This is a genomic window from Bdellovibrio sp. MYbb2, from assembly GCF_056175685.1.
The window spans coordinates 1,799,211-1,822,623 of sequence record NZ_JBJKJI010000001.1; the positions used below are offsets into that span (position 1 = coordinate 1,799,211).

The 23,413-nt window shown below is 50.9% G+C and carries 25 protein-coding genes; 15 read left to right on the plus strand and 10 right to left on the minus strand.

Annotation, left to right across the window (positions count from 1 at the left end):
- Positions 1–3: 3 nt before the first annotated feature.
- Genes AC04MQ_RS08700 through AC04MQ_RS08715 form a run of 4 tightly spaced genes read right to left on the minus strand, consistent with a single transcriptional unit; the run spans position 4 to position 3,297 of the window.
- On the minus strand, positions 4–555 hold the full coding sequence (locus AC04MQ_RS08700; protein ID WP_015091789.1) for a thioredoxin family protein: 552 nt from the start codon (positions 553–555) through the stop codon (positions 4–6).
- Between the two features lie 12 nt (positions 556–567).
- Positions 568–1,323 carry a biotin--[acetyl-CoA-carboxylase] ligase gene (locus AC04MQ_RS08705; protein WP_015091788.1) on the minus strand — a complete coding sequence of 252 codons (756 nt, stop codon included), beginning with the start codon at positions 1,321–1,323 and terminating at the stop codon, positions 568–570.
- Entirely contained in the window at positions 1,323–2,147 is an 825-nt protein-coding gene (gene nadC / locus AC04MQ_RS08710; protein ID WP_015091787.1) for a carboxylating nicotinate-nucleotide diphosphorylase, read from the minus strand. Before nadC ends, AC04MQ_RS08705 begins: the two co-directional genes overlap by 1 nt.
- Positions 2,148–2,196: 49 nt before the next feature.
- On the minus strand, positions 2,197–3,297 hold the full coding sequence (locus tag AC04MQ_RS08715; protein ID WP_268742048.1) for a response regulator: 1,101 nt from the start codon (positions 3,295–3,297) through the stop codon (positions 2,197–2,199).
- A gap of 54 nt (positions 3,298–3,351) precedes the next feature.
- Between AC04MQ_RS08715 and lptG the strand changes: the two genes are divergently transcribed.
- The 4 genes from lptG to rpe are packed head-to-tail and all read left to right on the plus strand — an operon-like array spanning position 3,352 to position 6,651.
- Positions 3,352–4,431: an LPS export ABC transporter permease LptG gene (lptG, locus tag AC04MQ_RS08720; protein ID WP_041577869.1), complete on the plus strand. Its 1,080-nt coding sequence runs from the start codon at positions 3,352–3,354 to the stop codon at positions 4,429–4,431.
- 27 nt (positions 4,432–4,458) lie between these two features.
- Positions 4,459–5,064: a peptide deformylase gene (gene def / locus AC04MQ_RS08725; protein WP_015091784.1), complete on the plus strand. Its 606-nt coding sequence runs from the start codon at positions 4,459–4,461 to the stop codon at positions 5,062–5,064.
- The gene (gene fmt / locus AC04MQ_RS08730) at positions 5,061–6,017 is read left to right on the plus strand and encodes a methionyl-tRNA formyltransferase (RefSeq protein ID WP_015091783.1); all 957 of its coding nucleotides are present in this window, start codon (positions 5,061–5,063) and stop codon (positions 6,015–6,017) included. The genes def and fmt overlap by 4 nt, the downstream gene beginning before the upstream one ends.
- Before the next feature lies 1 nt (position 6,018).
- Positions 6,019–6,651, plus strand: coding sequence for a ribulose-phosphate 3-epimerase (gene rpe, locus AC04MQ_RS08735; RefSeq protein ID WP_015091782.1), 633 nt, complete (start codon positions 6,019–6,021; stop codon positions 6,649–6,651).
- On the opposite strand, the gene AC04MQ_RS08740 is transcribed toward rpe, so the two are convergent.
- On the minus strand, positions 6,597–7,136 hold the full coding sequence (locus tag AC04MQ_RS08740) for an NUDIX domain-containing protein (protein ID WP_475391859.1): 540 nt from the start codon (positions 7,134–7,136) through the stop codon (positions 6,597–6,599). The genes rpe and AC04MQ_RS08740 overlap by 55 nt on opposite strands.
- A 134-nt stretch (positions 7,137–7,270) precedes the next feature.
- Here AC04MQ_RS08740 and AC04MQ_RS08745 point away from each other — a divergent pair, with 134 nt between their 5' ends.
- From AC04MQ_RS08745 to AC04MQ_RS08770, 6 genes are all read left to right on the plus strand, one after another.
- Positions 7,271–7,792, plus strand: a complete 522-nt coding sequence (locus AC04MQ_RS08745; RefSeq protein ID WP_015091781.1) for an outer membrane beta-barrel protein — start codon at positions 7,271–7,273, stop codon at positions 7,790–7,792.
- Between the two features lie 198 nt (positions 7,793–7,990).
- Positions 7,991–9,526 (plus strand): histidine ammonia-lyase, encoded by a 1,536-nt coding sequence (gene hutH / locus AC04MQ_RS08750; protein WP_015091780.1) that lies wholly within the window; start codon positions 7,991–7,993, stop codon positions 9,524–9,526.
- Positions 9,527–9,587: 61 nt separating this feature from the next.
- Positions 9,588–11,234, plus strand: a complete 1,647-nt coding sequence (gene hutU, locus AC04MQ_RS08755) for a urocanate hydratase (RefSeq protein ID WP_041577868.1) — start codon at positions 9,588–9,590, stop codon at positions 11,232–11,234.
- A gap of 329 nt (positions 11,235–11,563) precedes the next feature.
- Entirely contained in the window at positions 11,564–12,550 is a 987-nt protein-coding gene (locus AC04MQ_RS08760; protein WP_041578367.1) for an ABC transporter substrate-binding protein, read from the plus strand.
- A 6-nt stretch (positions 12,551–12,556) separates the two neighbouring features.
- Positions 12,557–13,378 (plus strand): ABC transporter permease, encoded by an 822-nt coding sequence (locus AC04MQ_RS08765; protein WP_015091777.1) that lies wholly within the window; start codon positions 12,557–12,559, stop codon positions 13,376–13,378.
- The gene (locus tag AC04MQ_RS08770) at positions 13,378–14,178 is read left to right on the plus strand and encodes an ABC transporter ATP-binding protein (protein WP_015091776.1); all 801 of its coding nucleotides are present in this window, start codon (positions 13,378–13,380) and stop codon (positions 14,176–14,178) included. The genes AC04MQ_RS08765 and AC04MQ_RS08770 overlap by 1 nt, the downstream gene beginning before the upstream one ends.
- Here AC04MQ_RS08770 and AC04MQ_RS08775 read toward each other — a convergent pair whose 3' ends face one another.
- The 3 genes from AC04MQ_RS08775 to AC04MQ_RS08785 all read right to left on the minus strand — a co-directional run bounded on the left by AC04MQ_RS08775 (position 14,179) and on the right by AC04MQ_RS08785 (position 16,741).
- Positions 14,179–14,628, minus strand: coding sequence for a hypothetical protein (locus tag AC04MQ_RS08775; protein ID WP_080602410.1), 450 nt, complete (start codon positions 14,626–14,628; stop codon positions 14,179–14,181).
- A gap of 100 nt (positions 14,629–14,728) precedes the next feature.
- Positions 14,729–15,424, minus strand: coding sequence for a hypothetical protein (locus AC04MQ_RS08780; RefSeq protein ID WP_015091774.1), 696 nt, complete (start codon positions 15,422–15,424; stop codon positions 14,729–14,731).
- Between the two features lie 9 nt (positions 15,425–15,433).
- A complete protein-coding gene (locus tag AC04MQ_RS08785) occupies positions 15,434–16,741 on the minus strand; it encodes a hypothetical protein (RefSeq protein WP_041577867.1) in 1,308 nt (435 codons plus the stop codon).
- Between the two features lie 177 nt (positions 16,742–16,918).
- On the opposite strand from AC04MQ_RS08785, the gene AC04MQ_RS08790 reads away from it, so the two are divergent.
- Genes AC04MQ_RS08790 through AC04MQ_RS08800 form a run of 3 tightly spaced genes read left to right on the plus strand, consistent with a single transcriptional unit; the run spans position 16,919 to position 19,175 of the window.
- Positions 16,919–17,605: a hypothetical protein gene (locus AC04MQ_RS08790; RefSeq protein ID WP_475391860.1), complete on the plus strand. Its 687-nt coding sequence runs from the start codon at positions 16,919–16,921 to the stop codon at positions 17,603–17,605.
- Entirely contained in the window at positions 17,596–18,615 is a 1,020-nt protein-coding gene (locus AC04MQ_RS08795; RefSeq protein ID WP_475391861.1) for a hypothetical protein, read from the plus strand. Before AC04MQ_RS08790 ends, AC04MQ_RS08795 begins: the two co-directional genes overlap by 10 nt.
- Entirely contained in the window at positions 18,612–19,175 is a 564-nt protein-coding gene (locus tag AC04MQ_RS08800; RefSeq protein ID WP_015091770.1) for a hypothetical protein, read from the plus strand. Before AC04MQ_RS08795 ends, AC04MQ_RS08800 begins: the two co-directional genes overlap by 4 nt.
- A 6-nt stretch (positions 19,176–19,181) precedes the next feature.
- On the opposite strand, the gene AC04MQ_RS08805 is transcribed toward AC04MQ_RS08800, so the two are convergent.
- Positions 19,182–21,071: a hypothetical protein gene (locus AC04MQ_RS08805; RefSeq protein WP_015091769.1), complete on the minus strand. Its 1,890-nt coding sequence runs from the start codon at positions 21,069–21,071 to the stop codon at positions 19,182–19,184.
- A gap of 53 nt (positions 21,072–21,124) precedes the next feature.
- Positions 21,125–21,403 (minus strand): hypothetical protein, encoded by a 279-nt coding sequence (locus AC04MQ_RS08810; RefSeq protein ID WP_475391862.1) that lies wholly within the window; start codon positions 21,401–21,403, stop codon positions 21,125–21,127.
- Between the two features lie 95 nt (positions 21,404–21,498).
- On the opposite strand from AC04MQ_RS08810, the gene AC04MQ_RS08815 reads away from it, so the two are divergent.
- Complete coding sequence (locus AC04MQ_RS08815; RefSeq protein WP_015091768.1) at positions 21,499–22,938, plus strand: hypothetical protein; 1,440 nt, start codon at positions 21,499–21,501, stop codon at positions 22,936–22,938.
- Positions 22,908–23,324 carry a hypothetical protein gene (locus tag AC04MQ_RS08820; RefSeq protein WP_015091767.1) on the plus strand — a complete coding sequence of 139 codons (417 nt, stop codon included), beginning with the start codon at positions 22,908–22,910 and terminating at the stop codon, positions 23,322–23,324. Before AC04MQ_RS08815 ends, AC04MQ_RS08820 begins: the two co-directional genes overlap by 31 nt.
- Positions 23,325–23,413 lie beyond the last annotated feature (89 nt).

Here is a 23,413-nt window from a genome sequence, read left to right on the forward strand (position 1 = left end):
GTCTTAAACCCACTTGATAGAGCAGCCCATAGAGGCTGTTTGTTCTTCAGATACTTTATCGTTTTTCAAAAGTGTTTGAACGGCGTCAAACAACTCGCGTTTGGTCACTTTCGCAGCGTCTTTCCAGGAATCATCCAGGCGTCCGCGGTAAGAAAGCTTCAGGTCCTTGTCGTACACAAAATAATCCGGTGTGCACACCGCTCCGAAAGCGTGAGCCGCAGCCTGGGATTTGTCGTGCAGGTAAACGAACGGATAGCCTTTTTCTTGAGCGCGTTTTTGCAGATTCTCGAAGGAGTCTTCGCGGTTGTGGCTTTCTTCGTCGTTGGCACAAATGGCAATCACATTCACGTTTTGTTTTTTCAGATCATGACCCAGATGGATCAAGCGGTCTTCAATCGCCTGCACATACGGACAGTGATTGCAGATGAACATCACCACCAAAGGCTGACCATTGCTGAAATCTTTCAGCGAATAAGTTTTGCCATCCACTGCGGGCAGAGTGAAGTCAGGGCATTTGTTTCCAAGATCCGGAAAAGGGGTGAAAGTCAGTGCCATCGTGCAAATTCCTTACAGTGTGGACCAGTTGATTTTTTTATCACCAATCAACAGACTGCCGTCTGCTTCCATGCCTGTGTACTTTTCTTTCAGCAAAGGATGCTGGTTCAAAGCTGTCAGCAAAGAAAGTTGATCTGTAGGGCTTAAAGATTCTTCTGCGTGTGAAACAGCATCCGTCAGTTCAAACATCAGACGATCCAGGAACGCCATATAGTCCTGACCCAATAGCGGTGCGCCCGCAGGCAAAGATTCAATCAGGCTGGTCGCCGTGTCGACGTCTTCCGGAGAATCGGTGACATTCAAACCCAAACCGATCACCAGACGAACCTCATCACCTTGCGCGACATTTTCTAACAGAATGCCGGCGATTTTTTTGTCGCCGATATAAATGTCATTCGGAGCTTTCAGATTCCAAGCCAAAAACGGCCAGGTCGTCGAGCATGCACGATACACTGCAAGACCAATAAGGCAGGATGTGGTCGGCTGAGGTTTAATACCCAAAAGATAAGACCAGGAGCTTAGAAGAGAACTGCCCGGACGCGCATCAATCCACGTGTTCTTGCCACGACCACGACCCGCGGTCTGGTGGTCCGTCACATAAAGGCACAAAGATTCTTCCAACAGGCTTTCGGCAAAAGCCTCTTCCTTGGCGACGGCGTTGGTGCTGGTCATTTCTTTTTGATAAGCCACGTACAGGTGATTGCCTTCGGCCCACTGGGAAGTGACGTGTCCAATGCGAATGTCAGAAGCTGGATTGTCCTTCGCCATTAGTCCTCCCACTGGAAGACAAGGCTGACGTCCGCACACGGAGCCGAGTGAGTCAACGCACCGACAGAGATATAGTTCACGCCCAGCGCGGCCACGGAAGCCACGCGCTCCAGATTCATATTGCCGCTGGCTTCGGTTTCAACTTCGGCGGGGATTACTTCCAGAGCTTTTTTCAAAGTGTCGTTGTCCATGTTGTCCAGAAGGATTCGGTGCGCCTTCATGGACACTGCTTCCTTAACGTCTTCCACGTTGCCCGCTTCCACTTCAATTGGAAGATTGCTGTGTTCACGCACGCGATTGATCGCGTTGGTGATCCCGCCCATGACAGAGATGTGATTGTCCTTGATCAGGATGGCATCGCTCAGATTCATGCGGTGATTGACGCCACCACCGTGAACCACGGCGCGCTTTTCCAGATCACGGAAGGCCGGAGTCGTTTTGCGGGTGTCGAGAATTTTGGTTTTGGAGCCTTCGATTTTTTTCACGAAACGGCGAGTGTGAGTTGCAATCCCGGACAGGTGACCCAGGAAGTTCAAAGCCACGCGCTCGGCTTTCAGGATTTGCACCAGATCGCCTTCGATCGTGCAGATGATTTGATTCTTAAGAATTTCATCGCCTTCTTCAAAGTGCCACTTGATACGGCAGGTGGGTTCCAAAGCCTGCATGGACTGTTCAAAAGCCATGGCGCCGGAAAGAACAATGTCTTCCTTTGCTTTCAGACGGGCACGTCCGATACGGGGTTTCAGGGCCAGGGATTCAGTGGTGACATCGCCATGAGGCATGTCTTCTTTGATGGCAGCGCGGATCAGCTCCAGCAACGTCATAATTAAGACCTCTTACTTGCAAAGAGGTCGACGCTGTAAGGACGGCCTCTTAAATGGACTTTTCAGTTTCGCGGAGGATTTTTTTGATTTCTTCGCGCACGATACGCTCAGCAATCTCCGGAAGGACCTTCCAGCAGATGGATTCGATCACTTCGCGAGCTTCCTCACGGATAATCTTTTCCATCATATTGGGGTCTAAGTCCATCTTGGATTGAGTATTGGGCTTAGCATTAGAAGCGGGCTGTGGGGCCGCGCCAGTAGTGGTGACTTTTGTTGCACCCTTTTTGAGGGTTTCCATCATTTGATCTTTGACGGATTTTTCCACGTTGGAAATGAAGGAGTCCGCAGCAGCCGATGGCGCTTTGGTTTTAGTCACTTCCGGAGCGGATTTCACAAAACTGATTTCTTCAAAGTCGCCATCCATCTCGATGTGGCCGGAAAGCTCGTCATCCTGAGGGATCACAAATTTGGAGGCAAAGTCGTTGCTGTCAGTTTCAGGGATCTGGATTTTGAATTTGGTCAGATCCTGATGAGCCCAGCCGCCCTCGTCGTGCTCGTCTTCCGCTTTGGGATTGGTCAGCGGAACTGCCGAAAATTCCTCGCCGGAAACCTCCAGCAGGTTGGCTTCTTCACTGTCGATTTCCGGGATGTTCAGGAAATCGCTTTTTTCCTCTGGAATAGCGTAAACGTTCTGCTCTGTTGCAGGGGCGTTTTCTGCTGGAGTTTCTTCAAACTCCGGCATTTCCGGGAAAGTCAGGAAGTTGGAAACTGGATTGGATTTCGTTTTTTGTACCAGATCAGACACCAGAGAGCGCAGATGATCGGCATCGAAAGGTTTTTCCAGGCGACGGTCCGCACGGCATTCGGTGGCTTTGGCTTCGTCGATTTCCATGAAACCGCTCCACATCAGCACCACTGGGACATTGACGGTTTCAGCGTCGTTTTTCAGGTCCGCGCAAACTTCGTAACCTGAACGTTTGGTTAACAACACATCGGCGAATACGATATCCGGCTTGAAGGTCTTTGTAACTTGCAATACGTCAAGACCCACGGGGACTGATTTAACTTCAACCCCGAAGTCAGACAATGCCAGTTGCATTACTTTTTTGATTGTGGAACTCTCATCTGCAAGCAAGACGCGTAAAGCCATAATCAAAGTTAAATTGGATTTCCGCCGCCAGTCAATGAGTTTAAGGGATTTGCCGTGAATAGGATCGATCGTTATACAGCTTGGCTCTTCGTGGGTTACTTCGTCGGTGGCCTTCTGGTGTTTTTGACTCTGTTCACTGCTGTTGACGCGATGTCCACAATGGTCAATTACAAGGACGTCGCTCCCTCAGCATTGGTGAATTATTACCTGTATTCGTTCCCGGGAATTATCTCGCAATTGTTGCCGGTGGCCTGTTTGCTGGGGGTGATCCTGACGCTGACCAGCCTGAATAAAGCCAATGAACTCGTTGCGTTATTTGCCAGCGGGATGAGCCTGATTCGTATCGCGGTTCCGATGCTGCTTTTGGTGGCGGTGATTTCGGCTTTGGGTTACATGGCGGCGGACCGGGTTCTGCCCCGCGCGACCAAACAAAAGAACTACATCCTGTACTATGACCTGAAAAAAGAGCCGCATCGTTTTTCCACGATCCGCACGGACCGAATCTGGTACCGCTCTAAAAACTCGATTTTCAATATCAAAACCCTGAATGCCAAAGGGGACGGGGCGCAAGGTTTGACCATGTACTTCTTCAGCGATGAATGGGACCTGGTGCAGATGATCACAGCGGCCGAGGTGAAAATCCAAGGCGCCCAATGGCTGCTGGAGCAGGGGACAGTGACGATCTTTAACAAGGACTCAAGCTTCCCGCTGACCAGTCCGTTTAAGACCAAAAGCATCGTGATGGCCGAGGATTCCAAGGACCTGCAAAGTGCCGGTCAGACCGCCGATATGATGTCGCAAAAAGAGCTTGAGCACTTTATCGACAAGAATAAGGCGGCGGGCCTGGATACAGTGGCTTACGAGGTGGATTATCATTCCAAAATCAGCTTTGCCTTTGCCGGCATGGTCATGTGCCTGTTGGGTATTCCTTTCAGTGTGGGTCGGGCCCGGTCCGGGGGCACCATGCTGAATGTCGGGATCTGTCTGGCCCTGGTTTTCGCCTATTACGTGTTCTATTCGTCCGGGATTACTTTAGGGCAGCACGGGACCCTGCCTCCGGTCGCGGCGGCTTGGGCTCCCAACATAGTTATGTTGGGAGTGGCCTTCGTTCTTCTCAAAAAGCTGAAACGCTGATATAATGGGGGCCTCCCGGAGGCCCTTATGATCATGAAAATCCTCACATTCCCAGACCCGAAGTTGCGTGAAGTTTCGCAACCGGTTGAATCCTTTGGACCTGAAATCGCCAAATTGGCTGAAGACATGGTTGAGACTATGTACCACGCCAACGGGATCGGTCTGGCAGCTCCGCAAGTGGGCGAGCTGGTTCGCATGGTGGTGATCGACACTCGTCCCAAAGACGAAAAAGGCCGCCGTTATAAATACGAAGAAATGACGGAACTTGAGGCCGCTGTGAAACAGCCGTTGATTCTGATCAACCCGGAAATCGTCAAAGGCGAAGGCAAAACAACTTTCGATGAAGGCTGTTTGTCCATTCCTGGTTATTATGAAACCGTTCAGCGCTTCAATTACATCGAAATGAAAGCGTTCGACGTGAATGGCAAAGAGTACATCGTGAAAACCGACGGTTTGCTTGCAATCTGCATGCAGCACGAGATGGATCACCTTGAAGGCACTTTGTTCATCGATCACCTGAGCTTCATCAAGGGCAACAAAATCAAAAATCAAATCAAGAAATTTGGTTACCCGGTAAAAAAAGAAAAAGAAGGCGAAGAGACAACTGCTGACGAAGAAAAGTGTGAAGTGTGAGCAAGGTCCGCGTCTGTTTTCTAGGAACCCCTGAATTTGCCGTGACCTCTTTGAAAGCTCTGTTGTCTGATGAGCACTTTGAGGTCGTGGGTGTTGTCACCCAGCCTGACCGTCCTGCCGGTCGTAAACTCCAACTGACTCCAAGTCCCGTAAAAGCTCTGGCTCAAGCCCACAATCTGAAGGTTCTGGCGCCCGAGTCTTTGAAAGCCAATCCCCTGATGCTTCAGGAAATCAAAACCTGGGGTGCCGAGGTGGCGGTTGTCGTGGCCTTTGGTCAAATCCTGACGCAGGAATTTTTGGATTCATTCCGCTTTGGTTGCGTGAATGTGCATGGATCTGTTTTGCCACGCTGGCGTGGGGCGGCTCCGATCCAAAGAGCCATCGAAGCCGGTGACGTCGAAAGCGGCGTGACCCTGCAGAAGATGGTTAAAAAACTGGATGCCGGTGACATCATCGGCATTCGTCGTGTGAAAATCACTCCGGACATGAACGCATTGCAGTTGCACGATGTGCTGGCCCAGTTGGGTGCGGAACTTCTGCAAGTGGAACTGATGGACTATGTTCGTGGCAATCTTGCGCCAACACCTCAGGATGAATCCAAGGTGACGCTGGCGAAAAAAATCGAAAAGATGGAATCCCAGATCGACTGGAGCACTTCTGCCAAAGCGATCGACGGAAAGATCCGCGGCTTTGTCTATGGCCCGGGCACCTATACTTTGTTGCAGGGGAAAAAACTGAAATTGCACAAAGCCACCATCACTCGTGATGGCGGTTCTATTGGCAGTGCCAAGCCCGGCACGATCACGGCCGTTCACGAAGATCATATTTCTGTTGCGACCGGTGACGGTGTTTTGCAATTGTTTGAAGTTCAGCCTGAAAGCCGTAACCGCATGGCGATTGCTGATTTCCTGAAAGGTCATGCCTTGAAAGCGGGGGATCAGCTTGGCGTCTAAGATGGTGGCTCCTTCCATTTTGTCGGCGGATTTTGCCAATCTTGAAAAAGAGATCAAGGCCGTGGCTGCGGCAGGAGCCGATTGGATTCACGTGGATGTGATGGATGGGCGCTTTGTGCCGAATATCACCATTGGAATCCCGGTGGTGAAGGCGCTGAAAAAAGTGTCGCCACTTCCTTTGGATGTGCATCTGATGATCGAAGAACCCGAGCGCTATGTGGAAGAATTCGTGAAAGCGGGCAGTGACTATCTGACCATTCACGTGGAATCCACCAAAGACGCCGCAGGGACTTTGAAACGCATTCGTGAATTGGGCGCAAAACCCGGAATCACTCTGCGTCCGCGCACGGCGGTGGAAGAGGTTCTGCCTTTATTGCCATTGTGTGAGCTGGTGCTGGTGATGACCGTAGAGCCTGGCTTTGGTGGTCAGTCCTTCATGAATGATCAGGTCGCGAAAATCACTCGTCTGCGTCAGGAAATTTCATCCAAGAACTTGTCCTGCCTGATTGAGGTTGATGGCGGCATCAATGCTGAAACCGCGAGGATCTGCCACGAGGCGGATGTATTCGTTGCCGGCAGTTATGTCTTTGGCAAAGAATACGGTTCGGCGATCGCCAGTCTTAAAGGGTCGTAAAACGCACGGCCCTCTTCCAAATAAACAGCTCCCAGTTCTTGTTCCTGCGCCAGCATCACGCTGTGCACGCGGCGGCTGACAAGCGGGGTGAGCATTTCCAGTGCCTTTTCAAGGGCGACAAATTTGAAATCTTTAATTTCATACATGGGCAGGCGGATGTTTTGCGCCTGATGTTCTGTGAGATCTTTGGCAGAAAAAAGCAGTTGCATGTATTCGCCTTTGACGTCGCGGTTGCTGACATAGTCGATGGCCAGCAGCGAGCCGGCTTGAATGTTTAATCCGAGCTCTTCCTTTAATTCGCGTTGCAGGGCTTCGCTGGGGGATTCTTCGGCTTCGACGGTGCCGCCGGGAAGGATCCAGGCGGGGTTGTAGGTGGGTTGTACTATCAAAAGATCCCCTTTATAGAACAGCAGTGCGCCCACTCCGATGCGTTTTTTTGGCAATGAGGCGTAGTATTCGCGGTCATCTTTGTAACTTCGTAACATAAGCGCTCCAAGGTCGTGTGTGTCTGGACTGGGCTTTCGGTAGGGTGGGGTTTCGGTCGTTGACCCTGCGAAAGAGTCTCTTCAAAATTCTAAAGGATGCCTAAATTTTTTGGGTTACAAAAGGAGAAGACTTTATGAAAAAGCTCTTGGTCATGTTGGCTGTTGTTATGGGTTTCGGGAGCGTATCTCACGCAGATATTCTGCTAGAGCCGTATCTTGGTTATGAAATGGGTAAAACCACAGATCCAGATGGGAAAATCGACGGAACTCAGTTGGGTGTGCGTTTGGCGTACAGATCCCCGGTGATGTTCTGGGCGGGCCTTGATGGCACATTGGGTTTGAGCGGCACTTTCAAGCCAGACACTGGCAGCGATGAGACTGCAAAAAGAACAACAGTCTACGGTGTGGTTGGTCTTGATTTCCCGATCCTTGTTCGCGCATGGCTGGGTTATGGCTTCATGAACGACGTCGATCTTGAGGACAGCGGCAAGATGAAAGGTAAAGCGACTAAATTGGGCGTAGGCTTCACGGGTCTGCCATTCCTTTCTTTGAACGTGGAATATCTGAAAGAAACATTCGACGAAGTTGACGGCGTTGATATCGACGCTAAAAACGAATCCGTCGTTGTTTCCGTATCCCTGCCTCTGGAATTCTAAAAACCAAACAAATTCCAATCCAAAAGCCACTCCAACGGAGTGGCTTTTTTCGTTTAAAAGGTGCCTGGTTGTTTTTTCTGGCGTCGCCGCGTCAAGTCGCGTAATGCGACGTAGCCAGAAAAAACAACCAGGCACCTTTCTTTGCCAGTTTTGCGGGGATTTTGCTAGGATGCGGGCTTCTTAAGAGAGGCTCAGAATATGCAAATTACTGGTGAGAATATCACGCTTGAAAACCTATACCAAATTGCCCACAACCCTTCCATCAAAGCGGAGCTGTCTGCTTCCGGAAGAGCCAATATGCAAAAGTCCCGCGATTATATCGAGGGTCGTATCGCCAGCGGTGAAGTGATGTACGGTGTGAACACCGGCTTTGGTGCATTTTCTTCCGTTCGTATCTCTGATGCTGAAATTGAACAGCTGCAAAGAAATCTGATCCGTTCCCACTCGATGGGTATTGGGGCTCCATTCACTAAAACGGAAACGCGTGCGATGATGGTTCTGCGTGCGAATGCTTTGGCTAAAGGCCACAGCGGTATTCGTCCGTTGGTTGTTGAAAAAATTCTTGAGTTCCTGAACAACGACATCATCCCGGTGGTTCCTTCTCAAGGGTCCGTGGGCGCGTCGGGTGACTTGGCTCCGCTTTCTCACCTGGCATTGACCATCATCGGTGAAGGTGAAGCGTGGGGAGCTGACGGCAAGATCGTGCACGTCACTGAATTGTTGAAAGCTAAAGGCATCACTCCGCTGGAGCTGAAAGCCAAAGAAGGTCTTTCCATGATCAATGGTTGTCAGGTGATGACATCCATCGGTCTTTTGTCTTTGTGGGAAAATCGCCGCTTGTTGTGGCTGGCAGATCTGGCTGGCGCGATGTCCTTGGAAGGCTTGCGTGGTTCCAGAAAACCGTTTGATCCGTTGATTCAAGCCAGCCGCCCTCACGCAGGTGAAGGCAAGACCGGCCGCAATTTGATTCGTTTGATGGGCGAAACCAGCCCGATCGCTGAAAGCCATGCGGTGAACGATCCGCGCGTTCAGGATGCGTACTCTTTGCGTTGTATGCCGGCTGTTCACGGCGCAGCCAAAGATGCTCTAAGATACGCGGTGAAAGTTTTGGAAACTGAAGCGAACTCCTCCACGGACAACCCGCTGGTATTTGCGGATGCGAACAAAGTTCTTTCCTGCGGTAACTTCCACGGTATGCCCGTGGCGCACGCGATGGATTTTGCGGGGATTGCGCTTTCTTCCCAAGCAAGCATCAGCGAATGCCGTATTTCCAAAATGATCTCCACTCAGATGAGTGAGCTTCCGCCATTCCTGACTCCAAACGGAGGCTTGAATTCCGGTCACATGATCGTGCAGGTGGCGGCAGCCTCTTTGGTGAGTGAAAATAAAGTTCTGGCACATCCGGCCAGCGTGGACTCCATCCCGACGTCTGCAGAAAAAGAAGACCACGTTTCCATGGGTACTATTGCGGCCCGTAAGTTCGCGCAGATTCTTCGTAACGCGGAAAACGTGGTGGCGATGGAATTGCTGTCTGCAACTCAGGCTTTGGATTTGTTGGCTCCGTTGAAGCCCTCAGCAGCCGTTAAGGCCGCTCACGATCACATTCGCAAGACTGTGCCGTTTGCAAAAGAAGACCGCATTTTCTCTAAAGACGTCGAGGCGATCAAAGCCATGATGGTGTCTGGCGAGTTGATGGCCGTTGTTGAGCAAGCTGTCGGCGAATTGGAATGGTAATTAAATTTAATTTCTAGCGCACTGCTTATGCAAAAGTAAGCAGGTACCTTTTGGAGGATTTATGTCTCGTGTTGTTAAAGCCCCTACTGGGAACAAGATGGTTTGTAAGGGGTGGTTGCAGGAAGCGGCTTACCGCATGATTCAGAACAATCTGGATCCGGTGATTGCCGAGCACCCGGAAGAACTGGTTGTTTACGGTGGTATCGGTAAAGCGGCTCGCAACTGGGAATCTTTCGACAAGATCCTGGAAGCTTTGAAAGAGCTTGAAAATGACGAGACTCTTTTGGTGCAGTCTGGTAAGCCCATCGGCATTTTGAAAACTCACGAAGATGCGCCTCGCGTTCTTTTGGCGAACTCCAACCTTGTGCCTAAATGGGCGACTTGGGAGCACTTCAACGAACTCGATAAAAAAGGTCTGATGATGTACGGTCAGATGACGGCGGGTTCCTGGATCTACATCGGAACTCAAGGGATCATCCAGGGGACTTATGAGTCCTTCGTGGAAGCCGGTCGTCAGCACTTTGGCGGCAACCTGACCGGTCGTGTGATTCTGACTGCGGGCTTGGGCGGCATGGGTGGCGCACAACCACTTGCCGGTGTGTTTGCTGGTGCCTGCGTTCTGGCGGTAGAGATCGATCCGACTCGCATCCAGAAGCGTCTTGAAACCAAATACATTGATGAAGTGGCAACAGATCTTGACGATGCTTTGGCGCGTATCAAAAAGTACACGGCAGCCGGTGAAGCGAAATCCGTGGCTTTGCAGGGCAATATGGCCACGGTGATTCACCAGTTGATCGAAAAAAACTTTACTCCGGATCTTTTGACAGATCAGACATCCGCACACGATCCATTGGTGGGCTACATCCCAGAAGGTTACACTGTCGAGACTGCAAAAACCTTCCGTGAAAAAGATCAAAAGGCTTATTTGAAAGCGGCTTATGATTCCATGGCAAAACACGTTCGCGGCATGCTGGCGATGAAAGATCGCGGCGCTGTGACGTTTGACTATGGTAACAACCTGCGCGCACGTGCTCAGGAAGCGGGCGTTGAAAATGCATTCGACTATCCAGGCTTCGTTCCGGCGTTCATCCGTCCTTTGTTCTGCAAAGGCTCGGGTCCATTCCGTTGGGTGGCTTTGTCGGGTGATCCAAATGATATCAAGGTCACTGACGATGCGATGAGAAAACTATTCCCGCACAAGAAAGACCTTCTGCGCTGGTTGGACATGGCTGAAGAGCGCATTGCCTTCCAGGGCTTGCCAGCACGTATCTGTTGGCTGGAGTACGGAGAGCGTGCGAAAGCGGGCTTGATGTTCAATCAACTGGTTGCTGAAGGTAAAGTGAAAGCGCCGATCGTTATCGGTCGAGATCACTTGGACTGCGGATCTGTGGCTTCTCCGAATCGTGAAACGGAAGCGATGAAGGACGGATCTGACGCTGTCAGTGACTGGGCTTTGTTGAACGCACTTGTGAACACCGCTTGCGGTGCCACTTGGGTCAGCTTGCACCACGGTGGTGGTGTGGGTATGGGTTACAGCCAGCACGCCGGTCAGGTCATCGTTGCTGACGGCACCGAAAAAGCCGCTCGTCGTCTGGAAAGAGTGTTAACTGCCGATCCAGCAATGGGTGTATTTAGACATTTGGACGCGGGCTATGAATTGGCTCACGACGTAGCAAAAGAACGCGGTGTCCGCAGTTTGTGGTTGTAGTCGGCACTGCCGACAGAGCTGCAGCACCGGCAGGTGCGAAAGCTGAAGTAGCTCTGTATGTGATCACATAAATGCATCATTCAAAGGCGTTGGAATTTCTCCAGCGCCTTTTTATTTCGGCCTCAAAAGCTTTGTGTGATTTCACAAAAAATAATTTTGTGAGTCCTCTCTGATTTCTTTCTCATATTCACATCGTCCTTAAATGAGACCCGAAAGCCTTGCCAACTTCTGCTAATCATCAGACCATTATTACATGATGCTCTTTAATTATTAGGAGGACTCCTATGAAATCGACAGCGAAAGCAGTGGCGATCTCTCGCCCTGTAAATATGAAAGCAGTGAAGCTGCTGATTAGTTTATTTGCTTTGTTACTTTTGTTTCTGTTTAACTTTGAAGCCAAGGCTCAAACTCCTGACGTTGTGCGCGTCGGGAATCTGAAGTTCGCTCACTATGGTGCCATCAGTTACATGAGCGAATACTGCACCAAGTACAACTTGAAAGTGACCGAGCGTGTGTTCGCAAAAGGCATTGATATCATGCCGGCGATCATCGCGGGTGAAATTGACGTGGCTGCCAGTGCCGCGGATGCGGCGATTGCCGGTCGTTCCGGTGGAGTGCCTATCTATGCCGTGGCTGGCTTTGCTGAAGGTGGCGCGCGCATCGTGATTCGTCCGGATGTAGGCATCAAATCAGTGAAAGACTTTAAAGGTAAAAAAGTCGGTGTGGCTCGTGGTGGGGCGCAGGAGTTGTTGTTGTTGGCAGAACTTGCCAAGCACAACCTGACCTGGTCCGACCAGCCGGGTAAAGACGTGCGTATCGTGTACATGGCCTTCGCCGATTTGAATCAGGCCTTGCAGGCAAAGAACATCGACGCCATGGCACAGAGTGAACCACAAGCTTCTCAAGCTATTAATAAGGGCTTCGGTGTGGAGCTGTTGAAACCTTATGACACTCCAATGGGTGAACCGATCCGTACTTTGGTGATGACGGAAAAGATGTACAACACCAAAAAGCCTGTCGCTGAAAGATTCATGAAGTGCTTCGTGGAAGCAACCAAAGCCTTCATTGAAAAACCTGAACTGGCTGAAAAATATGTGATCGAGAAAATGTTCAAAAACCAGATTTCATCCCAGGATTTCAAGGATGCGATCGGAAACTCTCCCTACACTTATGACCTGACCGTAGAACACATCCAGATCACCACGGACTTTATGGTGAAATACGGCGTGGGCCGCATGCAGAAGCCACCCAAAGCTTCTGACTGGGTGAAACTGGATCTGTTGGCTGATGCGAAGAAAGCATTGGGCGTGAAGTAGGTGAGTATGAATAAGGATCAAGGATTGATGTCGAAGCTCAAAGGTGTCTGGGTGCCGGCGATTGTGGTGATTGTGTGGGAAGTCGTGGTGCGAGCAGGTTGGGTGAATCCTCAGGTCCTTCCGGCGCCTTCGGCAGTGCTTGTAAAATGGTATCAGTACCTGATGCCACTTGAAGCTTACGATCCGGCGCAAGGTTCAAAGTTTGCCTGGTATTTTTCAGGCGAATTGATTCGCGATCTTTGGGAAAGCTTTTATCGTGTGTTCCTGGGCTTTGTGATCGGTGGGGGGCTGGCTTTGCCGCTGGGTCTTTTAATGGGCGCAAGCCAGCGTATTTATGATTATATGAATCCGCTGATTCAGGTTTTGCGTCCGATCCCGCCGATTGCTTACATTCCTTTGGCGATCTTGTGGTTCGGGTTGGGGAATCCTCCGGCCGTGTTCCTGATTGCTCTGGGGGCGTTCTTCCCGGTTTTGATGAATACCATTGTGGGTGTGCGTGCTGTGGACAGTATCTATATCCGTGCCGGTAAAAACCTGGGTGCGGGATCTTTCCTGATGTTCCGAAAAATCATCGTGCCGGCAGCGATGCCGTACATCCTGAGCGGTGTGCGCATCGGTATCGGGACTGGTTTCATCTGTATGATCGTGGCCGAAATGATCGCGGTGAACAACGGGCTGGGGTATCGCATTCTGGAGGCACGTGAGTACTTCTGGTCTGACAAGATCATCGCCGGAATGTTCTCTATCGGTCTGTTGGGGCTTGCGATCGACACTGTCGTCAGCCGTTTGAATAACTATCTGCTGCGCTGGCATCGAGGTCTTGAATAATGGCGAATCCAACTCAAATCGAAATCAAGCATGTTTCCAAAGTTTTCAAAGGATCCGAGCAGGATGTGATTGCCCTGAAGGATATTGATTTCAATATCCCGGAAGGTCAGTTCGTGTGTCTGTTGGGACCGTCGGGTTGTGGCAAGAGCACTCTTTTGAATGCTATTGCAGGGTTCTCGGCACCTTCTGACGGGGATGTCTTCGTCGGGGGGCATAAGATCGTCGAGCCTGGACCTGATCGCGGTATGGTGTTTCAAGAGTATGCTCTATTCCCATGGATGACGGTCGAGGACAACATCACCTTCGGTCTGAAAATCAAAAACGCGCCACCAGATCAGATAGAACAAAAGCTGCAGCAGCTTTTGAAGACGCTGAAGCTTACGGACTTCCGTAAACGCTTCCCGAAAGATCTTTCCGGGGGGATGAGGCAGCGTGTGGCTATTGCCCGGGTATTGGCCCTGGATCCGCCGATCATGCTGATGGATGAACCGTTCGGGGCGCTGGATGCTTTAACCCGCCGAAGTCTGCAGGATGAATTGTTGAAGATCTGGAGCGAGCTGAAAAAAACCGTCGTGTTCGTCACTCACAGTATTGAAGAGGCCATTTACCTTGCTGATCGTATTATCGTGATGAGCTATCGTCCGGGCACAGTGAAAAAAGACGTGATTGTGCAAATCCCGCGTCCGCGCAATCCGGCAGACGTTGATTTTAATAATCTGAAACGTGAACTGTCACAGATGGTGATGGCAGAGCAAAATCGGTTTGAGATGGCCCAGATGGCGGGTTCGACCGGAGACTGATTACTCGTCCGTAGGGGAGCCGGTGGTCACACTGTTGTTTGTGGTCACGCGGCTTCGGCTCATTTGGTGCAGTTTGTGTCCGAAGTGATGCAGCAGCATCCCCAAGAATGAAAAACCAATTCCCAAAACCAGTGTCGTCGTCGTGGACACGAACGCCAGATTTAAGAACTCTTTGATTGAAGGGGCTTCGGTGTAGGACAGCTTCAAGCTGTTACGAATCAAGAGCGGCAGGATATACCCCAGGGTCATCAGCAAAGAGTTTTCCAGAATGTGGATGAATCTGCGCGCCAGCAGGCCATTCATAAGAAACAGCAGACACAGGAAGTTGACGGAATCGCCAATGATCTCCCAGTTCAGCGCTTGGTACACAAGGACCAGCGAGCCCGAAAAAAAGAGGGTGTAATAGACCCACAAGCTTCGGCTGTGCAAAAATGAACCGCTTTTTGTCATGCAATAGACCCTCTGGGTTTAATCTTAACAGAGGGTCTGTGGATTGAAATATTGTGACGGATTATTAATGCCGGTCAGGACCTAAGGCAGGTCCTGAGTCTTATTGGCAAAGGCACTCTTTGTAACGGCAGGACAGAATTTTACCGTGGTTGTTGTACTGGAATTCGAACACGACGTTGTCATGCTTTTCCAGATTCACGGTGGTCTTGTCTTTTAGTTCCAGGACAGACTTCACTTCGTGTTTGCTGACTTTACCCAAAGCAAGCAGGGACTCCAAAGTCTCATCGCCTTTCAGGGTCAGACGCTCTGGGTAACCTTCAGCATCCAATTTGAAGAAGCGGATTTCCACTTTGTCTTTCGCATTGGTGTTGTCAGCGGTGATCAGGTGCACGCGGCGCAATGATCCGTCCGGCAAAGTCAGGTGGTAGTTTTCAAGAGAGATTTCCTCCTTGGCAATACCGACGCTTTTTTGCAGGTATTCCATCAAAGCTTCCGGGGTGGCGATCGCTTGAGCCGCCACTTCCGGAGCACAGGTCTGCAAAGACGGCAAGAAGGTGTCTTTACCGGAATCGTGCTGAACTTGCGCATTGCCTTTTTCACCCAGGAAGCTGTCATCGCCTGCGGTGGTCGCCGGGGTTTCCGTCGTCGCTGCGGCCTGTTCACCTTCCGCCACTTGCAAAGCTTCCTGCTGCTTTTGATGGAAAAGGATATGCAGGAAGTAATAGTCCGTTGCCACGCCCAGTGCAAAAAGCACCAGGCCCCAAGTGATCCATGTGCTAAGTTTAGTCGATCTCATAGTTCCTTTTTATTCCTGAGTTAAATCTGGAGCCCAATGGTCCCATGATTGGCAGGTTCTTGCACGCTGCGAAGGCCCACGAGCCTCACCCCAGCGGTACTCACCACCGTCATGTGGATTGTTGGAAATCAGACCCTGGAACAAACGGCGTTTGAACTCTGCCAGATCCATTTTGCGGCCTGGAAGGTAATCCACCACGCACACGGAAGCCGAAGTCACTGCCTGAGCTGCCATACGGGAAGTTTCCTGAGCCGCAGACAAAGAAATCGCCGGGAAGATTTTGTCCAATTGAGCTTTTGTGGAAGAGCTCAACTGATTACCACCGTTGATTTGCAGGATTTCTTTGTAAGCGCGACGCAAAGACATGAAATCGTCAAAGATACGACGGTCACGGTTTGGCGTGGAGTACGTGTCATAAGTTGCATAGTCCATGCACTTGTTGTTGCGCTTCAAATAGTCCAGACCTTCATTGATGGAAGTCACACGGTCCGCGAAACCAGAACAAGTGGTTTTGATCAGACGAGCGACCAACTGGTCATCGGTTTCCTGGCGCAGAGCCAGACGGCTTTGCACGTGGCGAACCCATTTGTTCAAAGGAATCTTGAACTGTTCATCGCTGTAGCCTGGGGACTGCCATACTGGTTTATTCAACGCAGAAGCCGGTCTCCAGTAACGGAAGCCCGCGCCGCTGTTCACAGAGTAATCGCCCTCAAACACCCAGTCCGGATTTGGCCAGGACTGACGTTCTTGCAGGCCGAAACCAGAATTCGCGCCAACAACAGAGTTGTAAACCAGATACGGAACACCGATCGGCAGGATTTCTTTGATCGTCCAGGAGTGGTGGTTTTTTTTGCTGGTCGCCATCAAGCCGCCAGAGCGGATCGTGTTACGGTTGATTGCCACCGGATAAGTGTCGTTCGGAAGAGAACGCGTGGACATCACACCATAGATATACCAAAGGAAGTTGCGCACGCGCTGATTTTCGCTTTGGCCATCCCAACGGCTCATTTTGTTAGAGATGGTTTTACCAGCCGCCGTAGGATCCTGAGCCACGAAGGGCAGGCGGTTTTCATAGGCGAAGATAATACGCATGGAATAAACAGTGTCAGCACAGTCTACACGCAGGCCATAATATGGATTGGTTTGGCCGTTGCGCAAAGCCTTGCGAGAAAAGAAATCCGTGCGCCATTCAGCACGAACCCATTCCGCATAACGGTCTTCATAAGCTTGGGACCATTCGTTGACTTCATTCCAAACAGCCGCGTTGGCTGCGGTTCCCATCAACAACATTACAGAAACTAAGAGACTACGAAGCATTTTACCCCCTCGAGTGTTACACCGGGGCAGGGGTATATTGCTGGCAGGTAAGGATCAATGGAATTATTATAGTGCGTCGTGTGTCATCTCGAATTTTATACCGCGGCTCGCTAGTATGCCGCGTTATCTATGCGAACATTCATCCAACTCACCCTATTTGTGGTCATTTTCTCCCTTTTGGCTTGTCAGTCAAAAGAGGAGCCTGTCACTCGGGAAAGCCGTCTTTCCAAGGGCCATCATTTGATCGATCAGGGGCTCTGGAACGAGGCGATTGAATACCTCACCAAACTAGAACAGCAGGACCCCCACCTGCACGTGAGACTGGCGCTGGCGTCCGCCTATGCTGGTCGGGCCGGGGTGCGCATCGAAAAGATCTATTCTTTCATGGCGGTCCGTAATCTGAAGCCTCAGACCGTGTCGCTAAGTGCGGTTCGCTTGGACCAAAAGACTCAAGAGCTGATGCAGTCCCTGGGCCGCTATGCCGCTCAGTGGGAGAAAATCCCGGAAGTGAAGTATGAGGGCCGTGAAGACTTAACTCGCGCCTTGCAAGTGCTGGCCCAGCAACCGGAAGCCGGGGCCCGCCTTTATGCCGCGACTTTGCGGGTGGTGCTTTTAAAGTCCGTCGTCAATGAGGGTCTTCTGAACTGGCAGGTGGTGCGCAGTCAGAAGATTTGTTCGGATCTGGTGCAGCCTTACTTTGAATGGGCTTTGCAATTGCTGGATCATCTGATCGTGATCAGTGAGGATCTGACATCCGCGTTCCCCGGGAAAAAAGCTGAATTCATCCGCTACACCGAAGATCTGCAGCGGTTCAAAAAAGAAGCCGAGGCCATTCCCTGGCCCCAGGAAAAAGTATGCTTCTAAGAACTCTTTCGGCGATCCTTCTGACATTCGCTTGCGTATTTACCCAAGCGGCCACGTATTCCCCAACCATTCGTGATGGAGGCAGCCGTTTCCTGGCACGCTCACTGGGCAGTGCCTGCTATTCGATGGACAGTTTGCGCCGGGGACTTCCGTGCAATCCGGCTTATGTCGCGAAGGAAAAATCCCCGCGCTTTGATACCGATCTGCTTTTGGGCAGCAACATGGAATACCTGCGCGAAGCCGAGGCTTTGTTAAACGGAACCAGCGATGAAGCGTCAGTGGCAAAAATGTTTTCCCGCCGTGAAGCAGTCGACGGAGAAGTCTCTATCGAAGCTTCCTTTCAGCGTCCGACCTGGGGCATTTCCGTTGAGCCGTACCGACTGGTGTATGTCTATCAGTTTGAAAACTCGTCGCTGCCTATGGTGGACATGATTGCTTCCGAAGAACAAAGCATCAAAGCGCAGCTTGCCAGTTTCACCTCGGGGAACTTCTATGCGGGCCTGCAGCTTCGTTACACGCATGTGAAGTACGTTGGAAACTATTTTTCGGTGGTTGAAGCCGTTGCCGGGGAACGGGACGAACTTTTTGAGATTCATAATCAGGACATCTTGTATATCGAGCCCGGGCTTTTATATGCCTGGGAAGACGCCCTGTGGGAGCCGCAGATTTCGGCGATGCTTTCCCAGTGGGGCGTCAGCGACAAAAAGTCCGAGCAGTATCCCATCCGTCCACAAGGTTTGCTGGGGGCTTCGGTAAAGCCCGCTGTTCCCCTGGGACTTTTGGAAGTCGGCGTGCAGTTCCAGGTTCACAATGAGACTGAAAACTTCCAGGACGCAGTTCGGGGGGCGGTGACTTATCAATTGGGGGTCTTGCAAGGGGTGCTGAGTGCTTCCCAGTACGATCAGGCGGCAGCATTTCTGGCGACATACAAAAATTTTTCCACCGGGCTGTCCTATTGGAGCGAACGCACGAATAAGGCCGTGTTTGTCCAGTTCGGGGTGAGCTTGTGAGATTTTTGATTTTCGTGCTTTTCATTGTGCTTTTAACGGGGAAATCCTTCGCTGGCGATCGCCGCGATGTGGACTATTCCGGACCATCCAATTGGAATGAATTCCGCGCCTTTGTTCACAAGCAGCAGCAGCAAGATGAACAGGCGGGGGTGGCCTATATGATTTCAGGCGCAGTGGCTGCTATCGGTGGGACGCTCGGCTATCAGCAGTCGGAAGAAATTTTCAGCCGTACTATTTTTGCCATCACCTCAAACGTCGGACTGGCGGCCATAGGTTTGGGCGCGACTTATTACTATACCGGCAATGAAATGGATTCGTTCTTTTACGCGATTGACGGATCTTCTCTGTCGTTGGCTGAAAAGAATGAGGTTTTACAGCGGTTTTTGCTGAAAGAACGTGAAGAAAAAGAAAAGCGCAAATGGATCCGGGTGGCCACCCATGCCTTGCTCGCAGCAGCTAACATATACAGTGCGACTCAGGAAGAAAACAGCGACGTCCGTTCGGTCTTCTATTTCCTGGGCGGCGCCAACACTCTGTTGGCGGTAACATACAGTTTTTAATTTAAATTAGCGACGGTTTTTGCAGCAGTAGGGAAGGATTGGGTTGGAACCATCCACCGTGACGCCGAAGCTGAATGTTCCAGCCGCCCACGAGTTGCTTGCGGCCGTGCATAGAATGACGTGCGCGCTGGAGTTGTCGGCCAGCTGACCGATCCATAAGCTTGTGTCTGTTGCGATGAAGTCTGACTGGCACAGCCCCACGGCCTGCTGAAGGTCGCAAAGGTTCCCACCTGCATTCAAACACTGAGTCATCGAAGCCGCGAAGTTCGTTCCTGTGCTCGACAGCTTTTGTGCACAGAACGGATCGCCCTTGTTGATCAATGTCCATCCAGCTTCACATGGTGCCACTGTTTTCCAGGCAGCAAGGGCCGAGTCGTAAACCAAAGCCCCACCATCGAAATAGCCCGCTGTCACGTTCACGGCTTTGCCCTGGATTTTTGCAACTGTCGGATTTGGATAAGTTCCAGAGATGTCTCCACCAGCAGTTCCTGCCGGGGCCCGCGAGTCTGTAAAGCGCGCATCATTTCCGGCGGCCAGTGTGTTCGCGGTGGTGCCGACATTGGCGGTAATCATCGGGGCCGTGCTGCCGTTGGCAACCGTGATATAGGCATTGGCGCTGGTCACGCCGCTGATAAAGTTCACCGTCGTTCCGCCGGCGGCAGTCAGGCGACCTTGAGCATCTACGGTGAAAGAAGGAATCTGCGTGGCGCTGCCATAGCTTCCTGCCGTGACGCTGGTATTAGCCAATGAAAGAGTACCCGTGGAAGTGATCGTACCGCCAGTAAGCCCTGTGCCAGCAGCGACCGACGTCACTGTGCCAGCTCCCGTTGGGACTGTTGCCGGAACCCAGTCCGTACCATTGTAACGAAGCACCTGACCACTGGTGGGAGCTGTTGCAGATACGTTCACTCCGCGCAGGCGGGTGACTTGAGTTGCCGTCGAAGTTCCGATGACGTCACCAGCCAAAGGTACAGTGATGTCCAGGCAGTCCCAGGTGTCCGTCACAGAAGTGTAGTGCATGGTTTCGCTTGCAGTACAGGTTGGCAAAGCAGCTTTACTCAGCTTGTTGGTCAGCTCGGCATTCAGATTGCTGACATCCGTGATCGCCATTGCACTGGCTTTCCATTGAGCGCCATCGTGTTTAAGAACCTGACCGTTGGTGCCTGTCGGTAAAGTAAAGTTCGTGCCGGTCAGATCCTGAACGCACGTCAGACTTGTGCCATTGGAAGTCAAAGTGTAACCAGCCGCACATGTTGGCAGGGCATTTTTGGCAAAGCCCTGAACCGTGGGGTCGGCTTCAACTTTCAAGAACTGATTGTAGTCAGTAACCACCGACAACAAAGCCGCCATCTGGGCCGGAGTCATCGCCGGAGCCGTGCCGCCATCCACCCTCAAAAGGCTTGTGGCGTTGTAGTTACCAAGCTTATTAGCTGATTGGGCATTTTGGGACTCAGTGGCGAAAGGAACGGCCTTTAGCTTTTGGGCGGCAAAGCTTTGCCACGCACTGCCGTCATAGAAAGATATACGCAGTGATCTTTCATCGGTAGCAACGGGATTGAAAGCGGCGCCACCTTTACAGGTCAAGGACGCACTGTTAGAGACTACTTTTTCCAAAGACATGTCACCGCTGGAGTAAACTTTTGTTCCTGATCCCAGCACCAGATTGAAGCGGCCTTTGGAGCCACTCATGTCGACGTTGTTGATTGTTTCCTGGTAGACCACGCAGGTGGCGTCAGGGGACAGGACCTCAAGATTGAAACTGACTGCGTTTGTATCCACGGGAGTGCCGTCGGGACGAAGAATCTTCCCCGACACATGATAGCCATCCGCCTTTGCGGCAAAGGCAAACAAAAGCGAGATTATCAACAAAGGATAACGAATGTGCTTTGGTTTCATTCATGAATATATTCGGAGTTATTTAGACAAATCCTTAGGATTTTGACCGTATTTTAGTCGGCATCTTCATTAAGAATCAGAAGGTAGCCTTGAGATGAGACAAGCTGGGTGCTTCTGTCTTCTTTCGAAACAGTGGCCTCCAGTTTATAGCCACCTGCGGAAGTCGAAATCGCATGGCTGGCCAGATCTGTCTTAATAAAGGAGGCCCCGGTGGGGCTGCCTGTGCTAGGGGCGGGAGTTTGTCCTTTTAAAAAGCTGACCTGGGGGGTGACGTCAGAACATCCCCCTAATATCAGCAACGCGCTAAAAAGACTTAAAGACAGTTTAAGCATGCATATTACTTATCGGAGGAAAGGAACTGGACTTTAGTGCGTTCAGTTTTCGGGCGTTTAAACAGATAAGACATTGATAAATATGGAAAGAGGAGATGATCGTGCAACGTTCAAGGACATCCTTTTGGTTTTACACATTCTGTTGCCTGGCTTCATTCACCGCGTTTGGCTGGTATGAAATCACTCGTCCAACCGCAGGTGCCGGAGACTATGCCTCCAGCGCTGAAGAGCAGGTGATTAAAAAACTGCAGACCGTCAATAAATCCCTGACGGGGATTGGTACTACGGCGGCGAAAGACGACATGACCTGCACCTGTAATTTTGGTGATGTGGAAAACATGATCACGTTCGAAAAACCGGAAAACTGCGGGCCTGAACGCAACTATCTGCAGAAGCAGTTTGAAGCTTTCAAAAAAGCGGACCCGAAAGGGTTGTTCGCCGGTGGGCGTGACTATTCCAAGACCGCGGATATTCTGCCACGCAAATGTGCTCTTTATATCATGAAGCGTTTCTGGAAAGACCGTGCACTGACGCCGGAAGAAAAGCGTGAGGCGGACATTGAGTTCAACCGCACGGCTCCGCCGACAAATCAGCGTGAAGTCAAAGACGTGAAAGACTATAAAAAAGATCCATGGTTGTTCGCCAAGTGTGACCAGGACACGGGGACTCCAGAGCGTTACGGCCACAAGGCCTGCGTGACTGAAAACTATGTGAATCTGGTTTATAACTCTTTGATTGATGTGGCGGACTGTCTGGAAGTTCCGGCGAAGTTCATTGCGCCAAAACTTTCCAACGAAAGCGGTCTGCATGTGAATGCCTTTGGTCTGGTGAATGACGGTGGTATTGGTCAGTTCACTGATCAGGCGCTGGCGGATGTGGCTCAGAACTTTGAAAACTTCAAAGGCCGTATCAACAACAGCACCAAAGCATCCTGCCAAAGACTGCGCAGTATTCCAGGCGCAGTTCCGGCCAAAGCTGAAGAAATCCTGTCCGAGGACTCTCAGCGCTGCCATGCGATTTCAACTCCGCCGAATCCTCTAAGAAGTATGGTTTACTATGGTATCTTCTATCACGCGACCAAAAGAAATTCTAACGGCGCGTGGAATCGTTCCACGGATGCCAAGAATCCGGATTTCAAAGGTGTAGAGCAGTTGATGAAAGACGCTGGAATTGACGGCTTCGACAAAGAATCCATCAAAGAGATGATCTTTGTGATGGCATACAATTCGGGCCCAGGTCGTCCGCCGGTTTTCTATCGTGAGTGGCTGAAGTACCGTATCACGACCTTGAAAAAGTATCCGATCACAAAGGCTGATTTCGACATGAACTACTGGCCGACAGGAGCGCAGTTGAAAGCCAAAGCCGGGGAAGCCCGTGCCAAAGCGATTGGCAAAAAAACACCTTTGACGTTGGCGGAATACCTGTTTGCATATAAAGATTCTCTTTATATCCCGGCAGTAAAAGCACAGGCGCGCGTATTGGACAAAGCACTAGGAGCAGGCACATGCACAGAAAACAAATTCTTGGAACTGTAGTCACGGTACTGTTGGGTCTTTCTGTGAGTGCGGCGCAAGCGGCCAAAGTGGACGTTTTTGCTGAATTCAATAAAAAGATCACCAAGCTTGAAGGGGAGTTGAAGAAGGAAAAGGACGTGACCAAGCGTTACGATGTGTTCCTGAAGAACTACCGTGAGATGGGTGAACTGAGATCCAAGAACCCACGTCAGGGTGAAGAAAAAGAAATCAATATGAGTCTGTTCATGGATTCATTGGCATTCCTGCCAGAGAAAAAAGACTTCCAGGCGTCCAAATGCAAGGACTATAAAAAGGAAGTGAATGACATGATGAAATCCTATGCAAAGGATCAAAAAGAGCCCTTTGTTGATAAGGCTTTCAATGTCGTGGACCTGATCTGTAAGTAAGCAGATTAAATAATCACTTAATATGGTGCCTTCAGCCCTGCTAGAGATTGAAAAACATCTCGAATCGTAAGATAAAAGGGGCTGGAGGT